Raw genomic sequence first — 18,281 nt, 5'->3', positions numbered from 1 at the left:
ATAATTTTACCATATTAGCGCAAAAAAGTTGGTATTTTCCGGGAAACATTTGAAATAGTAAAGAGCTCAGTGCTAAACTAAAAGCAAAGGTGAGGTGTTAGTTAATGTTTAAGACACAAGTTAATGCTGATGTGCCGATCAATAATGGTTCGGGCCAAATCGTGACCGAATTACCTTTTGTACCTCATAAAGGGGACTTTATCATGGTCGGTAATGAAGAAACAAAATGGGAAGTTGTTAGCAGTACGTTTATCGTACATGATGAATTTCATCCTAAAAAAGAGTTTGTTGATCTCGTGGTCAAAGTTAAACAAGTCTAAAACAAAACGTCGTCGAAAAAATTATTCGACGACGTTTTGTTTTTTAATAAGCTTGTAAATCTTCGATCTCAGGGACTTTGAAATTCTTTCGCTCTAAGTTCGCGACGATTCGTTCTAATTTTTCATGTGAAACATTTGCCGGCAAAGTAAAGAGGGTCCGGCGTACTAATTCACCTTGTTGCACATCTAAAGTGATACAACTTGCGATCGAAGTATATTTGGTAATGATCTTAGCCATATCAACTAGATCACCCCGTTCACCCGAAGAAACGACCGTTAAAACATAACTGCCAACGTTAAAGTTCCAAGATTGGGTCAACATATCAAGCAAGCGGGTATGGGTCAAAATGCCGTAGAAGAAATTATTTTCATCTAAAACGGTAATGTAAGGTAAGTCTTTGATCGAGAAAAAGACATTAAAAAAGTCCGAGTTGATAGAGATGAATTTGTTAGCATTTTTTAATAGTTGTGTTACGGGTAAACTCATATCGCCCCCGCGGGATTTGTGGCGATAGATGTGCATCTTATAAATATTTCCCCGGAAAATCTTGCCAGTCTCATCAAGGATCGGAACGCAACGATAGCCTGAATCTTCTAAAACTGTCAAGGCTTCTTCTAAAGTGATATCTTCTTTGACTGTTACAAGATCTTTCTTGGGTTTGATCAAAGTTTTCAGTAACATAAATCTCTCCTCAACTTTCATTTCATTTTCATAGTATCTTAATATAGCATCTATAATACCATAAAAGTCACATAAAAAGGTAGAATTGTACAAATTTTTTCAAAAAATACCAGAAAATAAAAAAACAGCCAAGCTCAGGCCTGGCTGTTAAAGCTAAAAATGCTAGTAAGCTTAGTCTTCTAAGCTCTTCAAACCGTCTGTAAGAACTTCTTTCAAAGTCTTAGCAGAGTCTTGCATTTGTTTCAATTCTTTTTCGTTCAAAGGAACTTCGATAACTTGCTTGATACCGTCAGCATTAACTACAGCTGGTGTACCAATGTAGATATCATGTAAACCATATTGACCGTCCATATATGCAGAAACTGGCAATACTGTATCTTCGTCACGTAAGATAGCTTTAGAAATACGAGCAAGAGCGGCTGCAACACCGTAGAATGTAGCACCCTTGCGGTTGATGATCTCGTAAGCTTTGTTGCGGACGTCATCTTCCATCTTATCAAGTGTTTCTTGGGAGATGTTGTTTGCTTCTACCCAATCTAAGAATGGCACACCACCGATCGTTGCAGAAGAGTATGCAGCGAATTCAGAGTCACCGTGTTCACCCATGATGTATGCGTGCATAGAACGAGGATCTTTGATACCTGTAAGGTCAGCCATTGCTACACGAAGACGAGCTGTATCCAAAGATGTACCAGAACCTAAAACGCGTTCTGTTGGGAAGCCAGAGAACTTCCATGTAGCATATGTCAAGATATCAACTGGGTTAGCAGCAACCAAGAAAATACCGTTAAAACCAGAATCAACGATTGGTTTAACGATCGAAGACAAGATGCGTAAGTTCTTGTTTACAAGGTCAAGACGAGTTTCACCAGGCTTTTGAGGAGCACCTGCAGTGATAACAACTAAGTCTGCATCTTTGCAGTCAGAGTATTCTGCAGAGTAGATCTTCTTAGGATATGTGTAACCTGTAGCATCGATCAAGTCTAATGCGTCACCTTCAGTGCGTTCTTTAACAACGTCAACGATACCGAATTCTTCAGCAATTCCTTGTAAAGCCATAGCATAAGCATAGCTAGAACCAACAGCGCCGTCACCGACTAAAATAACTTTTTGATGATTTTGTGTTTTTGACACAGTAATTCATCCTTTCTTAAGTAACTTAATTGATACTCCCTAAGTATAACATGTTTTTTTAGAAATGGTGTAAAGATTTCAAGACTTTGTGAGATTTTTTCAAAGAGATTCACAAAATATGTTATACTTAGGGAAATTAAATAGTTTCTACTAGGACGATTAAATCTTAGTAGCCAATGTACGCTTTTTTGCCACGTTTCAGGTGAAATGACTTAGTGTGCATTTTTTTCTGTAGGTGCATTTTATTTTGAAAAGCGTTTTCAAGTTGAAAGGTTTTGAGTGAAAATATGAAATTGATCGTAGGTTTAGGTAATATTGGTAGTCGCTATGACAAAACACGTCATAATACGGGCTTTATGGTGGTAGATCAGTTTGCAGCTGAACATGGACTTTCCTTTAATAAGGAAAAGTTTGATGCCCAACTAGCTGATGGAATGGTCGCTGGCGAAAAAGTTTTAGTGGCCAAGCCCACAACTTATATGAATGAGTCAGGGCGTGCAGTGCGTCAGATCGTCGATTTTTATGATTTGGATCTAGATGACATTATTGTTGTTTACGATGATATGGATCTTGATTGTGGACGGTTACGTTTGCGGCAAAAAGGTTCAGCCGGTGGGCACAATGGCATCAAGAGTTTGATTGCTCATTTAGGAACGCAAAACTTTGGGCGCTTACGGGTCGGGATCGATCATCCAAAACAAACTAAAGTGGTTGATTGGGTCTTAGGGCGTTTTACTCCTGAACAAAGTGAAAACTTTGAATTAGGAAAAGCAGATGCAGTGGCTGCATTAGATGAATGGCTGGGTACGGATGATTTTGCCCAAGTGATGAATAAATTCAATCGTAATAAATAGGAAAGGAATTGTAATTCATGATGAAACTTAAGGAAGCCTTTTTTGGGATTCCAGAAGTCAAAGCGTGGAGTGAAAATTTGAAGCAACCAGGAAGGCATTTACTAACTGGACTTTCAGGTTCAGCAAAGACGCTTTTTTTAGCGGAAAATTTCACCGCCAAAAAAGTTTCGCAGATCGTGGTCTGTGATGATCTTTATCATGCCCAACAATTAGTTGATGACTTAGAAAATGTATTGCCGCCAGCTAAAGTTCATCTTTTTCCTGTCGAAGAAATGATGGCTTCAGAAATGGCGACCAGTTCACCGGAATTTAAAGCACAACGAGTCTTAGCACTAGACGCGCTTACAAGTGAAGAACCGCAAATAGTCGTGACTTCACTTTCGGGGATCAGACGCTTTTTGCCCCAAAAAGAATTATGGCAACAAAGCAAATTTGAATTGAAGTTGGGGCAAGAATATGATTTGACTCAATTGGTGGAAAAGTTACATCAAATGGGCTATATGCGTCAAAAACAAGTTGAGCGCCCCGGAGATTTTGCCTTGAGAGGTTCGATCTTGGATATTTTCTTCCTTGGGCAAGATGTTCCGGTTCGAGCTGATTTTTTTGATACTGAATTAGATTCCTTACGAACTTTTTCGGTAGCTGATCAGCGAAGTTTAGCTAATATCACAGAAATTGAAGTATTACCAGCAACAGATTTTATTGCCACTAAAGAAGATTTGCAACAAGCCGCACAAGCATTAGAAAAGGCAAGTGCTAAACAAAAAGATGCTACTGAATTTATGGAAGTTTTGGGCGAACATGTCGCACGCTTTAATAAAGGAGATTTAGCGGCTAGTGATCTAGCGCTTGCAGAGTACATTTACCCGCAAAAAACAAGTTTGTTTGATTATTTGGCAACAGACGGACTAGTTGTTTTTGATGACTATCCGCGTTTACGTGAAAAAGAAAAGCAGTTATGCCAAGAAGAACAACAGTGGCAAGTCGATCAATTGGCTAAAAAACGCCTTTTGCCTAAGGCGGTGTTGGCAAATAATTTGAGCGACTTAGAGAAAAAACTAAAATGTCCTGAGATCTTTTTAGCGTTATTTCAAAAGGGCATGGGACGCTTGCGTTTTGTCCAACAAGTTGATGTTAAAGCCCGAATGGTCCAACAATTCTTTGGGCAAATGCCATTATTAAAAGCAGAAGCAACGCGTTGGCAAGAAAGCCAAGAGACAGTAGTGTTGTTAGTTGGAACAAAAGAACGTCAAGCAAAGACTTTACAAACCTTAGCTGACTTTGGGATCGAAGCACTCTTGAGCACGACAGATGACTTACAACCAGGTAAGGTCCAGATCGCTTTAGGTACGTTAAATTCTGGCTTTGAATTACCGCAAATAAAGCTGATCGTTTTAAGTGAAAATGAGTTGTTTGCACAAAAGACGCGCAAACAGCCAAAACGACAAACGATGAGCAATGCTGAACGGCTAAAAAGTTATACCGATCTCAAAAAAGGTGATTACATCGTGCATGTCAATCACGGGATCGGGCGCTTTATGGGGATGCAGACCCTTGAAGTTGGGGGCAAACATCAAGATTATATGACGATCGTTTATCAAGATGATGCGCAACTTTTTATCCCGGTCTCTCAACTTGATCGGATCCAAAAATATGTTTCCGCTGAAGGCAAAGCCCCACGAATCAATAAATTAGGGGGCAATAAGTGGGCTAAGACCAAGAGTAAAGTCGCCGCTAAGATTGAGGATATCGCCGATGAACTAGTGGAACTGTATGCTAAACGTGAAGCAAATAAGGGCCACGCTTTCCCCCCGGATGATAGCTATCAACATGAATTTGAAGCAGCTTTTCCGTTTTCAGAAACACCTGATCAATTGCGCAGTGTCAAAGAGATCAAAGCTGATATGCAAAAAGAACGCCCGATGGACCGTTTGTTGATCGGTGATGTAGGTTATGGCAAGACAGAAGTTGCTTTAAGAGCTGCCTTTAAAGCGATCGAGGATGGTAAACAAGTCGCCTTTTTAGCGCCAACGACGGTTTTAGCACAGCAACACTATGAAACAATGGTGTCACGCTTTGAAGGTTTTCCCGTTAATGTGGGGATCTTGTCGCGTTTTAGTACGAAAAAACAAATCGAAGAAACATTAAAGGCACTAAAAACAGGTGAATGTGATGCCGTTGTCGGTACGCACCGTTTATTATCACAAGATGTGAAATTTGCAGACTTAGGTTTGTTGATCATTGATGAAGAACAACGCTTTGGGGTCAAGCATAAGGAACGTTTGAAGAAGTTAAAATCTTCAGTCGACGTTTTGACCTTGACTGCTACGCCGATTCCCCGGACGTTAAACATGTCGATGTTAGGGGTCAGAGATTTGTCAGTGATCGAAACGGCACCGATGAACCGTTACCCGATTCAAACTTACGTGATGGAACAAAACTATGGGGTGATCGTTGACGGGATCCGCCGTGAAATGGCACGTGGTGGTCAGGTCTTTTATTTGCATAATCGCGTTGACGATATTGAAAAAAAGGTCGAAGAGTTACAAGCGCTCGTGCCAGAAGCTAAGATCGCCTACATTCACGGTCAAATGACAGAAAATCAACTCGAAGGGATCTTGATGGATTTTATTGCCGGACAATATGACGTTTTAGTGACCACAACGATCATTGAGACCGGTGTTGATATTCCAAATGCTAATACTTTATTTGTTGAAAATGCTGATAAGATGGGCTTAGCACAACTTTACCAACTGCGCGGTCGTGTCGGGCGCTCTAACCGGGTGGCTTATGCTTACTTTATGTACCAGCCTGATAAAGTTTTGACCGAAGTGAGTGAAAAAAGATTAGAAGCCATTAAGGATTTTACGGAACTAGGCTCAGGCTTTAAGATCGCAATGCGTGATTTGTCGATCCGTGGGGCAGGTAATCTTTTAGGTAAACAACAACACGGCTTTATTGATTCGGTCGGTTATGAACTTTACACCCAAATGCTAAATGAAGCAGTCGCTAAAAAACGTGGGGTCAAACCGCAAGCTAAGACCGATTGTCAGATCGACCTTGATTTAGAAGCTTACCTACCAGAATCCTATCTTGAAGATGCCCGCCAAAAGATCGAGATCTATAAACGGATCCATCAAATGAACAGTAAAGAGCAGTATGAAGAGATCAAAGAAGATCTGCTTGATCGTTTTGGTGAATATCCAACAGAAGTCGCAACTTTGCTTGAGATCGGGCTTTTAAAACTCTATGCTGATCATGCTTTAGTTGAAAGCATTACACAAGTTGGTGCCAATAAAGTTCAAGTAGAATTAGCGTCAAGTAGTCAAGATAAATATGATGCAGCGAAACTAGTGACGGCTTGTGATGATCTCGAAGTTGGAACAAGCTTTAGTAATAAAGATAAAAAGACGTTGATCAATGTAACGTTCCAACCACGGCAAAAAGATATTTTATTGCCACAATTACAACAATTGATGTTTAATTTGATGGTTGCGATCGATAATTCGCCTAGAGTTGAGGAAACAGTCAAATGAAAAATGAACAAGTAAAAAAGACCATGAAAGGGGCCTTGATCTTATCGATCGCTTCTTTGATCGCTAAGATCTTAAGTGCCGTTTATCGGATTCCCTTTGAAAACATTGTGGGTAATACTGGTTTTTATGTTTATCAACAAGTTTATCCGATCTATGGGATCTGCATGACATTTGCGTTGACTGGTTTTCCAGTTTATATTTCTAAATTGATCGCAGAACAACATGATGAGGCCACTAAAATCAAATTATCACAACAAATCTTTGTGATCTTATGTGTTTTTTCCTTAGGATCATTTTTTGGTCTTCGTTTATTTGCGCCATTGTTAGCGCGTGCGATGGGGGATATGGCACTGATCTCATTGATCCGCAGCGTTTCTTGGATGTTACTATTCATGCCATTTTTGGCAGTTGGACGTGGATATTATCAAGGAACTTTTAACATGGTCCCAACGGCGATCTCACAAGTGACTGAGCAGTTTATGCGTGTCTTTGTGATCATTGTAGCGGCCGTTATGTTTGCCCACTTTAACTGGGATTATTACAAGATGGGCTCGTTAGCGATGTTTGCTTCAAGTGCGGGTGCGATCGTGGCCTGTTTTAGTTTTGTCCGCTTTTTTAGCCGCGATTTTCGCGTGAAAACAACTGTCCCTAGGTTTAGTTATTTACAATTAACAGAAAAAATTTTCACGGAAGGTGTGATCATCTGCTTATTTGCCTCAACGATGGTCTTGTTGCAATTGATCGACTCGTTTACTGTTGTGCGGGGCTTATTACACAACGGCTATTTACCAGAAGCGGCTAAAAATTTAAAAGGGATCTATGATCGTGGTCAGCCATTGCTTCAATTAGGAATGGTTTTAGCGGTCGGGTTTTCATCGACATTATTACCGACTTTGAGTCATGCTTTGAAAAATAAAAAGATGGCGGAATTTCGCCGAATCTCCAAAGTTATGTTGCGGATCAGTATTACGATCTCAGTTGCAGCTGCTTTTGGGATGATCGTTTTGATGCCCCAGATCAATACTTTATTATTTGGGGATGCGCTGTTGAGTCGCGAACTATCGATGTACATTTTTAGTGTGGTTTTTATTACTTTGATCGGGACGTATAACTCGATCTTACAAAGTTTGAACCAATTTTTGATCACCGTAGTTGGACTTTTAGCGGCGATCGTTGTAAAATTTGTCCTCAATGTGTGGTTGATCGGGCGCTTAGATCTGATGGGGGCAAGCGTGGCTACGGTGCTTAGTTTGTTAGTTGCGTTAGGTTTTATTTTAGTCTTTAGCCCTGAGCTTATCCGGGGCCTGTTTTCTGAAGGGCATTTTTGGCTCAAATTAGGGGCGACAACGGTCAATATGCTGATCGTAGTTAAAGCTTTTGTGCTCGTCTACAGTCATTTGATCGGCAATACCCGAATGGATACTTTGTTTATCTCGTTAGTCGGTGCTAGTTTAGGGGCAATTGTTTTTGTGGTGTCAGCGTTAGCGTTTAAATTATTTTCTGTGCGCGAATGGTTGATGTTACCAGGAGGAAAGAAGATCCTCAAAGTTTGGCAAAAATTAACTAGAAAAGGGGAACAAATATGAGATTAGATAAATATTTAAAAGTGTCACGTGTGATCAAGCGTCGCAGCGTGGCTAAACAAATTGCAGATCAAGGACGGATCACGATCAATGAAAAGGTTGCTAAATCTGCCAGTGAAGTCAATGTAGGTGATATTTTGACGATTAATTTTGGCAATAAAGTTTTGCAACTAAAAGTCCTTGAACTCAAAGATACAACTAAAAAAGATGAAGCTTTAGGGATGTATGAGATCTTAAGTGAAAAATATAAGGAAGATTTTAGGCTCTAAATTGAATTTTTTAGGCAAATTTTGGTATAATCTTCGTGAGAAAAACGTTTTATCAGTCAAGGGGAAAAAAGCCCTAATGAGGATTTTTTAACATGAAGAAGAACCAAAATCAAAAGAAGATCAGAGTTATTGATAACGAATATTACCGTCAAAAGGTGGCGGATAAAGAACGAACTACGACTAAAAATAAACAACTTAAACGCCATAAACTCATTATGCGCACGATCATGTTTGCGGCCATAGTGGTCTTAGGTGTGGGGATCTTCCAAACAGGAAGAAACTTGTGGCAAGCACATGCGGTCAAACAACAGACCCAAACGGCACAAAAAAATTTAAAGAAGATCACTAAAGAAAATTCGAGTTTAAAGATCAGGGTAAAACAACTTAATAATCAAGATTATCTTGAGAAATTGATCCGTGAAAAATACTACTATTCCAAAGATGGTGAAACAATCTATAATTTGCCAACTGAATCGTCTTCAAGTAGCGCTAGTTCCACAAAATAAATTTTTTTGGTTAAACTAAGCGTATCATGATATACTTAGTGGTGTTTTATTAGAACATTTCTAGGAGGAAAAAATTTTTTATGTCAATTGAAGTCGGAGAAAAAGTCAACGGCAAGGTATCCGGGATCACTAATTTTGGAGCTTTTGTAGATTTAGGGGATAAAAAGACTGGCTTGGTTCATATCAGTGAAGTTTCAAATAATTTTGTTAAAGACATTCATGATGTGCTGACTGTAGGGGATGAAGTAAAAGTCAAAGTGCTTTCGGTCGGAAATGATGGTAAAATCAGTCTTTCGATCCGCAAGGCAGATGACAGTGTTAAAAAGGATTTTGGTAAGAATACACGTGAAGAGCATGGTCGCCGTGAAAACGAAGGCCACTCAAATCGAGGAAATAATCACCGAAATAACAGCAATACAGGTAAGGCACGTTCCTTCGGGCGTAAAGCTGATAACAAAAAGAAAGACTTCGACTCTTTATTGGCTGGTTTCTTAAAAGAAAGCGATGAACGCTTAACCTCTTTGAAACGAAATACGGAAGGCAAGCGCGGTGGTCGTGGCGGCCGTCGGAGCTAGTCAAGGTAAAAAAGGCTGTGACACTTGGATGTCACAGCCTTTTTCCCTTACATTAAGAAAGTGAGAAAGTTATGCAGACAGTCGAACAAAAATTTGTCAAACAGTGGCGTCAATTAAAGATCTTACCGTCACAAAAGGTCTTGGTGGCAGTTTCTACGGGGGTCGATTCGATGGTGTTATTGTGGTTAGTTCAACATCTTCCCCCTAAGTTGCGCCCACAGATTTATGTTGCTTACATTGACCATCAACTCCGGGTGCAAAGTCAAGCTGAAACGCAATTTATTCAAGCGTACTGTGAAAAAAGCCACTTGCCTTTATTTGTGAAAGTTTGGCAAGATCACCCCAAAACTGGGATCGAAAATGCAGCGCGTAACGTGCGCTATGCTTTTTTTAACGAGATCATGCAAAAAGAAAAGATCTTATACCTGTTGACGGCGCATCATGGTGACGATCAAGCGGAAACATTTTTAATGAAATTAGTTCGTGGTGGCGATATAGCCCAATTAGTAGGGATAAAAACAGCGCGTTCTTTTGCAAAAAACACTAAATTAGTGCGTCCCTTATTGGCTTTTTCAAAACAACAACTGGCTGATTTTGCTAAAGAAAAAGACTTGTTTTTTTTCGAGGATGAAACTAATCAAAGTTCGGCATATTTTAGAAATCGCATCCGTCACAAGATAGTCCCCAAATTAAAACAGGAAAATCCACATTTTTTGTCACATGTGACCGAGTATAGTGACCAACTGGCGGTTCTTCTACAAGGCTGTGAAGAAGTTGCACAAGAAAAATTGGCTCGTCTTTTGACCGCAAAAGGTTACAGTATTTTTAAGTTACAAGAGCTTTCTTTAGCTTGGCAAGAGCTGACTTTGCGCCAATTATTTGTGGAAAATTCCTTGGTACTTGAGCAAAAACAATTAAAGCAAGTTATGCAGTTATTACAAAATAATGCCAAGCCACAAGGAAGTATTACTTTAAATCAAGAGCTGATTTTAAAAAAAGAGTATGATGTGTTTAGGCTTGAAACTAAACCAAAAGAAAAAACAACATCAACTAAAAAAATTAAACTACAAGTCGGACAGTGGCATTCATTAGGAAACAAAACAAAGATTGGGATTTTTGTGCCAGCTGAGTTTCGACTAAATATGCATGATGAAGTTTTGTTAGTCTCAAAAGACTCCTTGCCCCTTTATTTAAGAAAACGGCATCCAGGCGATCGCTTATTGACATCGGTGGGGCACCAAAAAGTCAAAAAAATTTTGATCGATCAAAAGATCCCTACAGCAAAAAGAGACGAGCTGTGGTGTTTAGCGACTGAAAATGACGAAATATTTTGGGTCATTGGAGTGAAAAAAACTGATTTGTCACCGCGCGCTGTAAATGCTAAAATTCAATACATAGTTGTTTTGCGAAGAGAGGTAAATAAAGATGAACAATGATATCAAAGAGATTTTATATAGCCAGCAAGAAATTGAAGAGATCACTGCCAAATTAGGAAAACAGATCACCACAGACTTAAAGGACAAAAATCCGCTCGTGATCTGTGTCTTAAAGGGTGCAGTGCTATTTATGGCTGATATTGTGCGCCAAATCGACACATATTGTGAACTTGATTTCATGGATGTGTCAAGTTATGGCGATGCGACTGAATCATCGGGCGAAGTGAAGATCGTAAAAGACCTTGATGTTTCGGTCAAGAGTCGTCATGTTTTGATTGTTGAAGACATTATCGACACGGGGCGGACTTTGGAACGTTTAGTTGAATTACTCAAACACCGTCAAGCTGCTTCTGTCAAGATCTGTACTTTACTTGATAAACCAGAGCGTCGCGTAAAGTCTGTCGTGCCAGATTATGTTGGTTTTGAAGTGCCAAATGAATTTGTTGTGGGTTATGGTTTGGATTACACTGGACATTACCGCAACTTGCCATATGTTGGAATTTTAAAACCTGAAGTTTACGAAAACAATTAATTGGTCAATATTAGTCAAATGTGATATTATTGGTTCGATAACGTTAAAAAATAAAACTTAATAATAAGGAGGACCGCCATGAAGAATAACAGAAATGGGCTACTAAAAAATAGTCTGTTTTATATTGTGATTTTCCTTGGTATTATGGGGGCACTTTATTACTTTACAGGCAATAGAGGCAGTTCTCAAACACAACAGATCCAAACAAGCCAATTCATCAGTGAATTGAAGAAAAATAATGTTAAAGATTTTACAATTCAACCCGCTGGTAGCACTTATCGGATCACGGGTACCTATCGTAAAGCTGTTACGGTCGAAAAAACCGGGGGCCTTACAGGAATCGCTGGTACCTCTTCGAAAGCGACAACATTTACTACTAATGTGCTAACGAATGATGCTACGGTAAGTCAGATCAAGTCATATGCTGAGAAAAATAAGATCAGTTATGGCGCTAAGGAAGAAGAATCAAGTAGCATCTGGGTTCAATTGCTGATCTATGTATTACCGCTTGTCTTCTTTATCTTCTTCTTCTACTTGATGATGGGACAAGCTGGTCAAGGTGGTGGCAATGGTCGTGGTGTGATGAACTTTGGTAAGTCCAAAGCTAAGCCCGTTGAAAAGCAAAACAATAAAGTACGCTTTTCTGACGTTGCTGGTGCTGAAGAAGAAAAACAAGAGTTGGTCGAAGTGGTCGAATTCTTACGTGACCCACGTAAATTCTTGTCTTTAGGTGCACGGATCCCATCTGGTGTCTTACTTGAAGGACCTCCCGGAACAGGTAAAACTTTACTTGCTAAAGCTGTTGCCGGTGAAGCTGGCGTACCATTCTTCTCGATTTCAGGTTCTGACTTCGTAGAAATGTTTGTCGGTGTCGGTGCTAGCCGTGTGCGTGATTTATTTGAAAATGCGAAAAAGAATGCTCCATCGATCATCTTTATCGATGAAATCGATGCGGTCGGTCGTCGTCGTGGTAACGGCATGGGCGGTGGCCATGATGAACGGGAACAAACTTTGAACCAATTGTTAGTTGAAATGGATGGTTTCGAAGGTGATGAAGGTGTCATCGTGATGGCTGCGACAAACCGTTCTGATGTCTTGGATCCAGCGTTACTTCGTCCAGGTCGTTTTGACCGGAAGATCTTAGTTGGTCGTCCAGATGTTAAGGGTCGTGAAGCGATCTTAAAAGTTCACGCTAAGAACAAGCCATTGGCTAAAGATGTTGATCTTAAGACGATCGCTAAACAAACGCCGGGCTTTGTAGGGGCCGATCTAGAAAACTTATTAAACGAAGCTGCTTTATTAGCTGCTAGACGAGATAAGAAAAAGATCGATGCTTCCGATATTGATGAAGCTGAAGACCGTGTTATTGCAGGTCCAGCTAAACGTGATCGTGTCATCAGTAAGAAAGAACGCGAAACGGTGGCTTACCACGAAGCAGGTCATACGATCGTTGGTTTAGTCTTAAATGATGCGCGGGTCGTTCACAAAGTAACGATCGTCCCACGTGGTCGTGCTGGCGGTTACGCTATTATGTTGCCAAAAGAAGATCAAATGTTGTTATCTAAGAAAGATATGCAAGAACAGATCGCTGGTTTAATGGGTGGTCGTGCTGCTGAAGAACTTATCTTTGGTCAACAATCTTCGGGTGCTTCAAATGACTTCCAACAAGCAACGCAATTAGCACGTGCGATGGTAACTGAATACGGGATGAGTGATCAATTAGGACCTGTTCAATATGAAGGTCAAAGTGGCATGTTTGCCGGTGACGCTGTTCCTGGTCAATCACCATTCTCGATCAATACTGCTAATGCAATTGACGAAGAAGTTAAACGTCTCTCTGAAGAAGGGATGCAATTAGCTAAGAAGATCATTGAAGAACATAAAGAACAACATAAAGTGATCGCTGAAGCATTGCTTGAATACGAAACACTTGATGAAAAACAAATCCTCAGCTTGTATAAGACTGGTAAGATGCCAGCGCAAAATGAAGATGAGTTCCCAAGTGAAAAATCGACCGCAACGACTTTTGAAGAATCCAAAGAAGCTTTGGAACGTAAGGAAGCAGCTAAGCGCGAAAATAAAGAAACAGACGAAGATAAGACAGCTTTTCCAAGTGAAAAAGACGGAGAAGTTGATGAAAAATCACAAACGACAGTCTTTTATCCAAAAAAAGACAAAGATGATGATGATTCAGATAAGGCTTAGTCTAAAATAAGGTATAGGGAGGAAGTAAGTTGAACTACAGGGTGACAACTTGCTTTCTCCCTATATTTGTTCACCTAGGCAGGAGCTAGAGTCTAACTTCCTTAGCCAAAATGCCAAACCCGCATTAGGTCAAAGGGAGTTATCCTAACGCACCTAGCGCCTAGGTTCACACCCTGATAAAATATAATTAATTGAAAATATGATGGAGGTATTGTAATGTCAGATTATTTAGTAAAAAGTTTAGCGTATGATGGACAAATTCGGGCTTATGCTGTGGATGCTACCCAAACTGTTAGTCAAGCTCAAGTTTTTCACGATACTTGGAGCGCTGCTTCTGCTGCCTTAGGACGGACATTGGTGGCAACATTGATGTTAGCGGAAGCTTCCTTAAAAGGTGAAGGAAAAATGACTGTTAGAGTTGATGGCGACGGTCCTTTAGGTGCGATTGTCGTTGATGGTAATGCAAACGGAACCGTTAAAGGCTATGTTCAACACCCACACATTCATTTGCCTTTAAATGATAATCACAAGATCGACGTTAAAGGTGCCGTGGGAACGAGTGGCTTTTTATCTGTTACCAAAGACTTAGGGTTAAAAGAACCTTTTACCGGTCAAGTACCCCTTGTCTCAGGTGAATTGGGTGAAGACTTTACTTACTATCTTGCTAAATCAGAGCAAATTCCTTCGGCGGTCGGGTTATCGGTCTTTGTAAATGATGATAATTCGATCCAAACTGCCGGTGGCTTTTTGATTCAAGTTATGCCAGGGGCGACGGAAGAAGTGTTGGCTAAATTAGAAACACGCCTAAAGGAATTACCCCTTGTTTCAGAAATGATGCGTGAAGGTCTTACGCCAGAAGAGATTTTGGCTAAGATCTTTGATGAAGAAAATCTTGAGATCTTAGAAACAAAACCAGTAGCATATAAATGTGATTGCTCAAAAGATCGTTTTGCTCAAGCGTTGGCAAGTTTGCCAGTAGCCGACGTTGAAGAAATGATCAAGGAAGATCATGGCGCAACTGCGCTTTGTCATTTCTGCAATAAGGAATATCATTTTTCAGAAGATGAATTGCGTGAGATCGTAAAAAATGCAAATGAAAAGTAGTCGTTTGTTAAAAAGTATGCTATTATCAACAAACGAAACAAAACTATAATTTATGAGGTGAACTAGATCCATGGAATGGAAAATCGGGGATGTGACGATTCCAAACCAAGTAGTCGTTGCACCAATGGCCGGTGTGACCAACGTAGCCTTTCGGATGATCTGTAAAGAATTTGGGGCAGGCATGGTCGTATGTGAAATGATCTCAGATAAGGGGATCCATTTCCGCAATAAGAAAACCCTTGAAATGTTATTTGTCGATCCAAGTGAACATCCTGCTAGTGTTCAAATTTTTGGTGGGAGCAAAGAAACTTTAGTTGAAGCAGCCCAATTTGTGGCGGAAAATACCAATACAGACATTATTGATATCAATATGGGCTGTCCAGTGCCTAAAGTCACCAAAACTGATGCAGGTGCACGGTGGTTACTTGATCCAGATAAAGTCTATGAAATGGTCAAAGCAGTATCTTCATCCGTTGAAAAACCTGTGACAGTCAAGATGAGAACTGGTTGGGATGAAGACCATATTTTAGCGGTCGAAAATGCTTTAGCTGCCCAAGAAGCAGGAGCTAGTGCTTTAGCAATGCACGGTCGAACACGTAAGCAACTTTACTCAGGTCATGCAGACTGGGAATTATTGCATGATGTGGCTAGCAAAGTAACTGAGATCCCATTTATCGGTAATGGGGATGTACGTACGCCACAAGAAGCTAAACAAATGTTAGATGAAGTTGGCGCTGATGCAGTAATGATCGGGCGAGCAGCTTTAGGGAATCCGTGGATCGTTAAGCAAACTGCGCACTATCTAGAAACAGGTGAACTTCTAGAAGAACCAGCACCAGCAGAAAAAATCGCGGTTGCTAAAGAACATTTACATCGTCTGGTTAAGGCTAAAGGTGAAGTGGTCGGACCAAAAGAATTTCGTTCTCAAGCAGCGTATTATTTAAAAGGGATCCCACGTTCAGCCCGGACCAAAGCAGCTTTGAATTCGGCTGCAACTGAACAAGAAATGCAAGAGATTTTCGATAATTTCTTAGCTAATATGGTAACACGCTAATTAGGCAACCAAATAAAGCGTTAATTATAACTTTTGAGTATGCTATAATTAGAAAAATAGTAAGGAATTGGAAAGTGAGGACTTTTAATGGCTAATCAACAGAATATGAATGACCAATTACGTGTGCGTCGTGAAAAGATGCAAGAATTACGTGAAGAAGGAATCGATCCATTTGGTCATCGTTTCGAACGTGATGCAATGAACCAAGATTTGCATGACAAATATGGTGAAATGGATAAAGACGAATTAAATGATTTAGGGATCACAGCAACGATCGCTGGTCGAATGGTGGCTAAGCGTGGTAAAGGTAAAGTTGGCTTTGCTGACTTGCAAGACCGCACTGGCAGAATGCAACTTTACATCCGTAAAGATGAAGTGGGCGAAGAAATGTATCATATCTTCAAACGCTCTGATTTAGGTGATTTCTTAGGGATCAAGGGCTATGTCATTAAGACTGACATGGGTGAATTGACACTTAAAGTTACAGAATTGACTTTCTTATCCAAAGCTTTGCGTCCATTACCAGACAAATGGCATGGTCTTCAAGACGTAGAACAAATCTATCGTCAACGTTACTTAGATTTGATTTCAAATAAGGAAAGCTATGACCGTTTTGTTAGCCGTAGTCGCATTGTTTCCGCAATTCGTCGTTATTTAGATGGTGAAGGTTTCCTAGAAGTTGAAACGCCAGTGTTACATACTCAAGCTGGTGGTGCAGCAGCTCGTCCATTTATCACTCATCATAATGCCTTAGACATTGAATTATACTTACGTATCGCGCTTGAATTGCACTTGAAGCGTTTGATCGTCGGGGGGATGGAACGGGTTTATGAAATCGGTCGTGTCTTCCGAAATGAAGGGATCGATACACGCCATAACCCAGAATTTACGATGCTTGAATCATATGCAGCTTACTTTGACTTCAAAGATGTTATGGATGAAACTGAAGGGATCTTTAAGGCCGCTGTAGCTGTAGTTTCAAACAACAATATCATCAATTACCAAGGAAAAGATATTGACTTTGGTAAGCCATTTAAACGTGTTCATATGGTCGATATCATCAAAGAATATACTGGTGTTGATTTCTGGCAAGAAATGACGATCGAAGAAGCGCGTGCTTTAGCTGATGAACACGGGGTTCACTATGAACAATACTGGAAAGTTGGTCATATCATCAATGAATTCTTTGAACAATTCTGTGAAGAAAAAATTGTTGACCCAACTTTTGTTTACGGTCACCCAGTAGAAATCTCACCTTTAGCTAAGAAGAATGCCGAAGATCCTCGTTTTACTGATCGTTTCGAATTATTTATTTTAGGTAGTGAATACGCTAATGCCTTTACTGAATTAAATGATCCGATCGATCAACGTGAACGTTTCGAAGCACAAGTAGAAGAGCGTCAAGCTGGTAACGATGAAGCCGAAGGAATTGACGAAGACTACATCGAAGCGATGGAATATGGGATGCCTCCAACAGGTGGTTTAGGAATCGGGATCGATCGTTTGGTCATGCTCTTAACGGATGCGCCATCCATTCGTGATGTCTTATTATTCCCAACAATGCGTCCAATCGAAAATAACTAATAAATACTAAAAATACTGTGGCTAGTAGTCACGGTATTTTTTTGTCGTTTTAAGTAAAGAAAGGAAAGACATTATGATCAGAAAATATCAATTTGGTGATCAAAAACAAATCGCTGAGCTATTTTATACCACTGTGCAGACTGTTAATGCAAAGGATTATTCTCAAGAGCAATTAGCTGCTTGGACAAAAGGTAATACAGATCCCACGATTTGGCAGCAACGCTTAGCAAAAAAATATAGCTTAGTAGCAGTTGAGGCGGGACGGATAATCGGTTTTGGTGAAATCGATGAAAGTGGCTATCTAGGCCATCTGTTTGTTTCTGCTGATCATTTGAGAAGAGAGGTGGCCACTGCTTTATGTGATCGGTTAGAAAAGTTTGGTGGTGACCACATCATAACGCATGCGTCATTGACGGCGCGTCCTTTTTTTGAACAAAGAGGATATGTTGTTATTAAAAAACAGCAAGTTTGGCGTGAAGGAGTAGGGTTAACTAATTTTGTGATGGAAAAGATAAAAGATGTTTGTGAGTGAGATTGGAATTTTTTATAAAAGCAAAAAAAGTTCTTGACGATTAATTTGTTTTCTTGCTATACTATAAAAGTTGCTGATACGGAGCAAGTTGCTGAAAAATAATTTAAAAATTATATTGACATTAACTTGTTAGTCATGCTATTATATAAAAGCTGATTTGTTACAGCAGTTAATTAATTAAAAAAAGTTGTTGACTTTTAAAGTGCTGATTGTTATTATAAGTTAGTCGCTTGAAAAAAACTTTTAAAAATTAATTCAAAAAGTTGTTGACAACAACTGAGATGTTTGTTAAAATGTTTTATGTTGTTTGTTAGAGAGCAACAAGTAGATCTTTGAAAACTGAACAAAGTTTCGATAAGCAAATGTGCAGGGTCT

General features: G+C 39.8%; 16 protein-coding genes. 14 read left to right on the top strand and 2 right to left on the bottom strand.

What is annotated here, in order from left to right; translation table 11 throughout:
- Positions 1-104 precede the first annotated feature (104 nt).
- Complete coding sequence (locus FC32_RS01645) at positions 105-320, top strand: hypothetical protein (RefSeq protein WP_025087932.1); 216 nt, start codon at positions 105-107, stop codon at positions 318-320.
- Positions 321-363: 43 nt separating this feature from the next.
- Here the strand turns inward: FC32_RS01645 and cbpA are convergent, their stop codons facing one another.
- Positions 364-1,002 carry a cyclic di-AMP binding protein CbpA gene (gene cbpA / locus FC32_RS01640; protein WP_025087931.1) on the bottom strand — a complete coding sequence of 213 codons (639 nt, stop codon included), beginning with the start codon at positions 1,000-1,002 and terminating at the stop codon, positions 364-366.
- 171 nt (positions 1,003-1,173) lie between these two features.
- Positions 1,174-2,136 carry an L-lactate dehydrogenase gene (locus FC32_RS01635; RefSeq protein WP_025087930.1) on the bottom strand — a complete coding sequence of 321 codons (963 nt, stop codon included), beginning with the start codon at positions 2,134-2,136 and terminating at the stop codon, positions 1,174-1,176.
- A gap of 287 nt (positions 2,137-2,423) precedes the next feature.
- Between FC32_RS01635 and pth the strand changes: the two genes are divergently transcribed.
- From pth to FC32_RS01570, 13 genes are all read left to right on the top strand, one after another.
- Positions 2,424-2,990 (top strand): aminoacyl-tRNA hydrolase, encoded by a 567-nt coding sequence (pth, locus tag FC32_RS01630; protein WP_025087929.1) that lies wholly within the window; start codon positions 2,424-2,426, stop codon positions 2,988-2,990.
- A gap of 20 nt (positions 2,991-3,010) precedes the next feature.
- Positions 3,011-6,526, top strand: a complete 3,516-nt coding sequence (gene mfd / locus FC32_RS01625; RefSeq protein WP_025087928.1) for a transcription-repair coupling factor — start codon at positions 3,011-3,013, stop codon at positions 6,524-6,526.
- Positions 6,523-8,112 (top strand): putative polysaccharide biosynthesis protein, encoded by a 1,590-nt coding sequence (locus FC32_RS01620; protein ID WP_025087927.1) that lies wholly within the window; start codon positions 6,523-6,525, stop codon positions 8,110-8,112. The genes mfd and FC32_RS01620 overlap by 4 nt, the downstream gene beginning before the upstream one ends.
- Positions 8,109-8,378 carry an RNA-binding S4 domain-containing protein gene (locus FC32_RS01615; protein WP_025087926.1) on the top strand — a complete coding sequence of 90 codons (270 nt, stop codon included), beginning with the start codon at positions 8,109-8,111 and terminating at the stop codon, positions 8,376-8,378. Before FC32_RS01620 ends, FC32_RS01615 begins: the two co-directional genes overlap by 4 nt.
- A 92-nt stretch (positions 8,379-8,470) precedes the next feature.
- Positions 8,471-8,884 carry an FtsB family cell division protein gene (locus FC32_RS01610; RefSeq protein WP_025087925.1) on the top strand — a complete coding sequence of 138 codons (414 nt, stop codon included), beginning with the start codon at positions 8,471-8,473 and terminating at the stop codon, positions 8,882-8,884.
- A gap of 80 nt (positions 8,885-8,964) precedes the next feature.
- Positions 8,965-9,459 (top strand): S1 domain-containing RNA-binding protein, encoded by a 495-nt coding sequence (locus FC32_RS01605; RefSeq protein WP_025087924.1) that lies wholly within the window; start codon positions 8,965-8,967, stop codon positions 9,457-9,459.
- Between the two features lie 71 nt (positions 9,460-9,530).
- Positions 9,531-10,895 (top strand): tRNA lysidine(34) synthetase TilS, encoded by a 1,365-nt coding sequence (gene tilS / locus FC32_RS01600; RefSeq protein ID WP_056957216.1) that lies wholly within the window; start codon positions 9,531-9,533, stop codon positions 10,893-10,895.
- Entirely contained in the window at positions 10,885-11,427 is a 543-nt protein-coding gene (gene hpt, locus FC32_RS01595; RefSeq protein ID WP_025087923.1) for a hypoxanthine phosphoribosyltransferase, read from the top strand. The genes tilS and hpt overlap by 11 nt, the downstream gene beginning before the upstream one ends.
- 78 nt (positions 11,428-11,505) lie before the next feature.
- Entirely contained in the window at positions 11,506-13,632 is a 2,127-nt protein-coding gene (gene ftsH / locus FC32_RS01590; RefSeq protein ID WP_025087922.1) for an ATP-dependent zinc metalloprotease FtsH, read from the top strand.
- 216 nt (positions 13,633-13,848) lie between these two features.
- Entirely contained in the window at positions 13,849-14,736 is an 888-nt protein-coding gene (gene hslO, locus FC32_RS01585; protein ID WP_025087921.1) for an Hsp33 family molecular chaperone HslO, read from the top strand.
- 70 nt (positions 14,737-14,806) lie between these two features.
- Positions 14,807-15,790 carry a tRNA dihydrouridine synthase DusB gene (gene dusB / locus FC32_RS01580; protein ID WP_035460232.1) on the top strand — a complete coding sequence of 328 codons (984 nt, stop codon included), beginning with the start codon at positions 14,807-14,809 and terminating at the stop codon, positions 15,788-15,790.
- Positions 15,791-15,877: 87 nt separating this feature from the next.
- A complete protein-coding gene (lysS, locus tag FC32_RS01575) occupies positions 15,878-17,374 on the top strand; it encodes a lysine--tRNA ligase (RefSeq protein WP_025087920.1) in 1,497 nt (498 codons plus the stop codon).
- Between the two features lie 73 nt (positions 17,375-17,447).
- Positions 17,448-17,906, top strand: a complete 459-nt coding sequence (locus tag FC32_RS01570) for a GNAT family N-acetyltransferase (RefSeq protein WP_235722598.1) — start codon at positions 17,448-17,450, stop codon at positions 17,904-17,906.
- Positions 17,907-18,281: the final 375 nt, after the last annotated feature.

Source organism: Ligilactobacillus apodemi DSM 16634 = JCM 16172 (assembly GCF_001434405.1).
Taxonomy (GTDB): domain Bacteria; phylum Bacillota; class Bacilli; order Lactobacillales; family Lactobacillaceae; genus Ligilactobacillus; species Ligilactobacillus apodemi.
The sequence above is the reverse complement of the archived record's forward strand: the minus strand, read 5'-3'. Positions and strand labels throughout refer to the sequence as shown.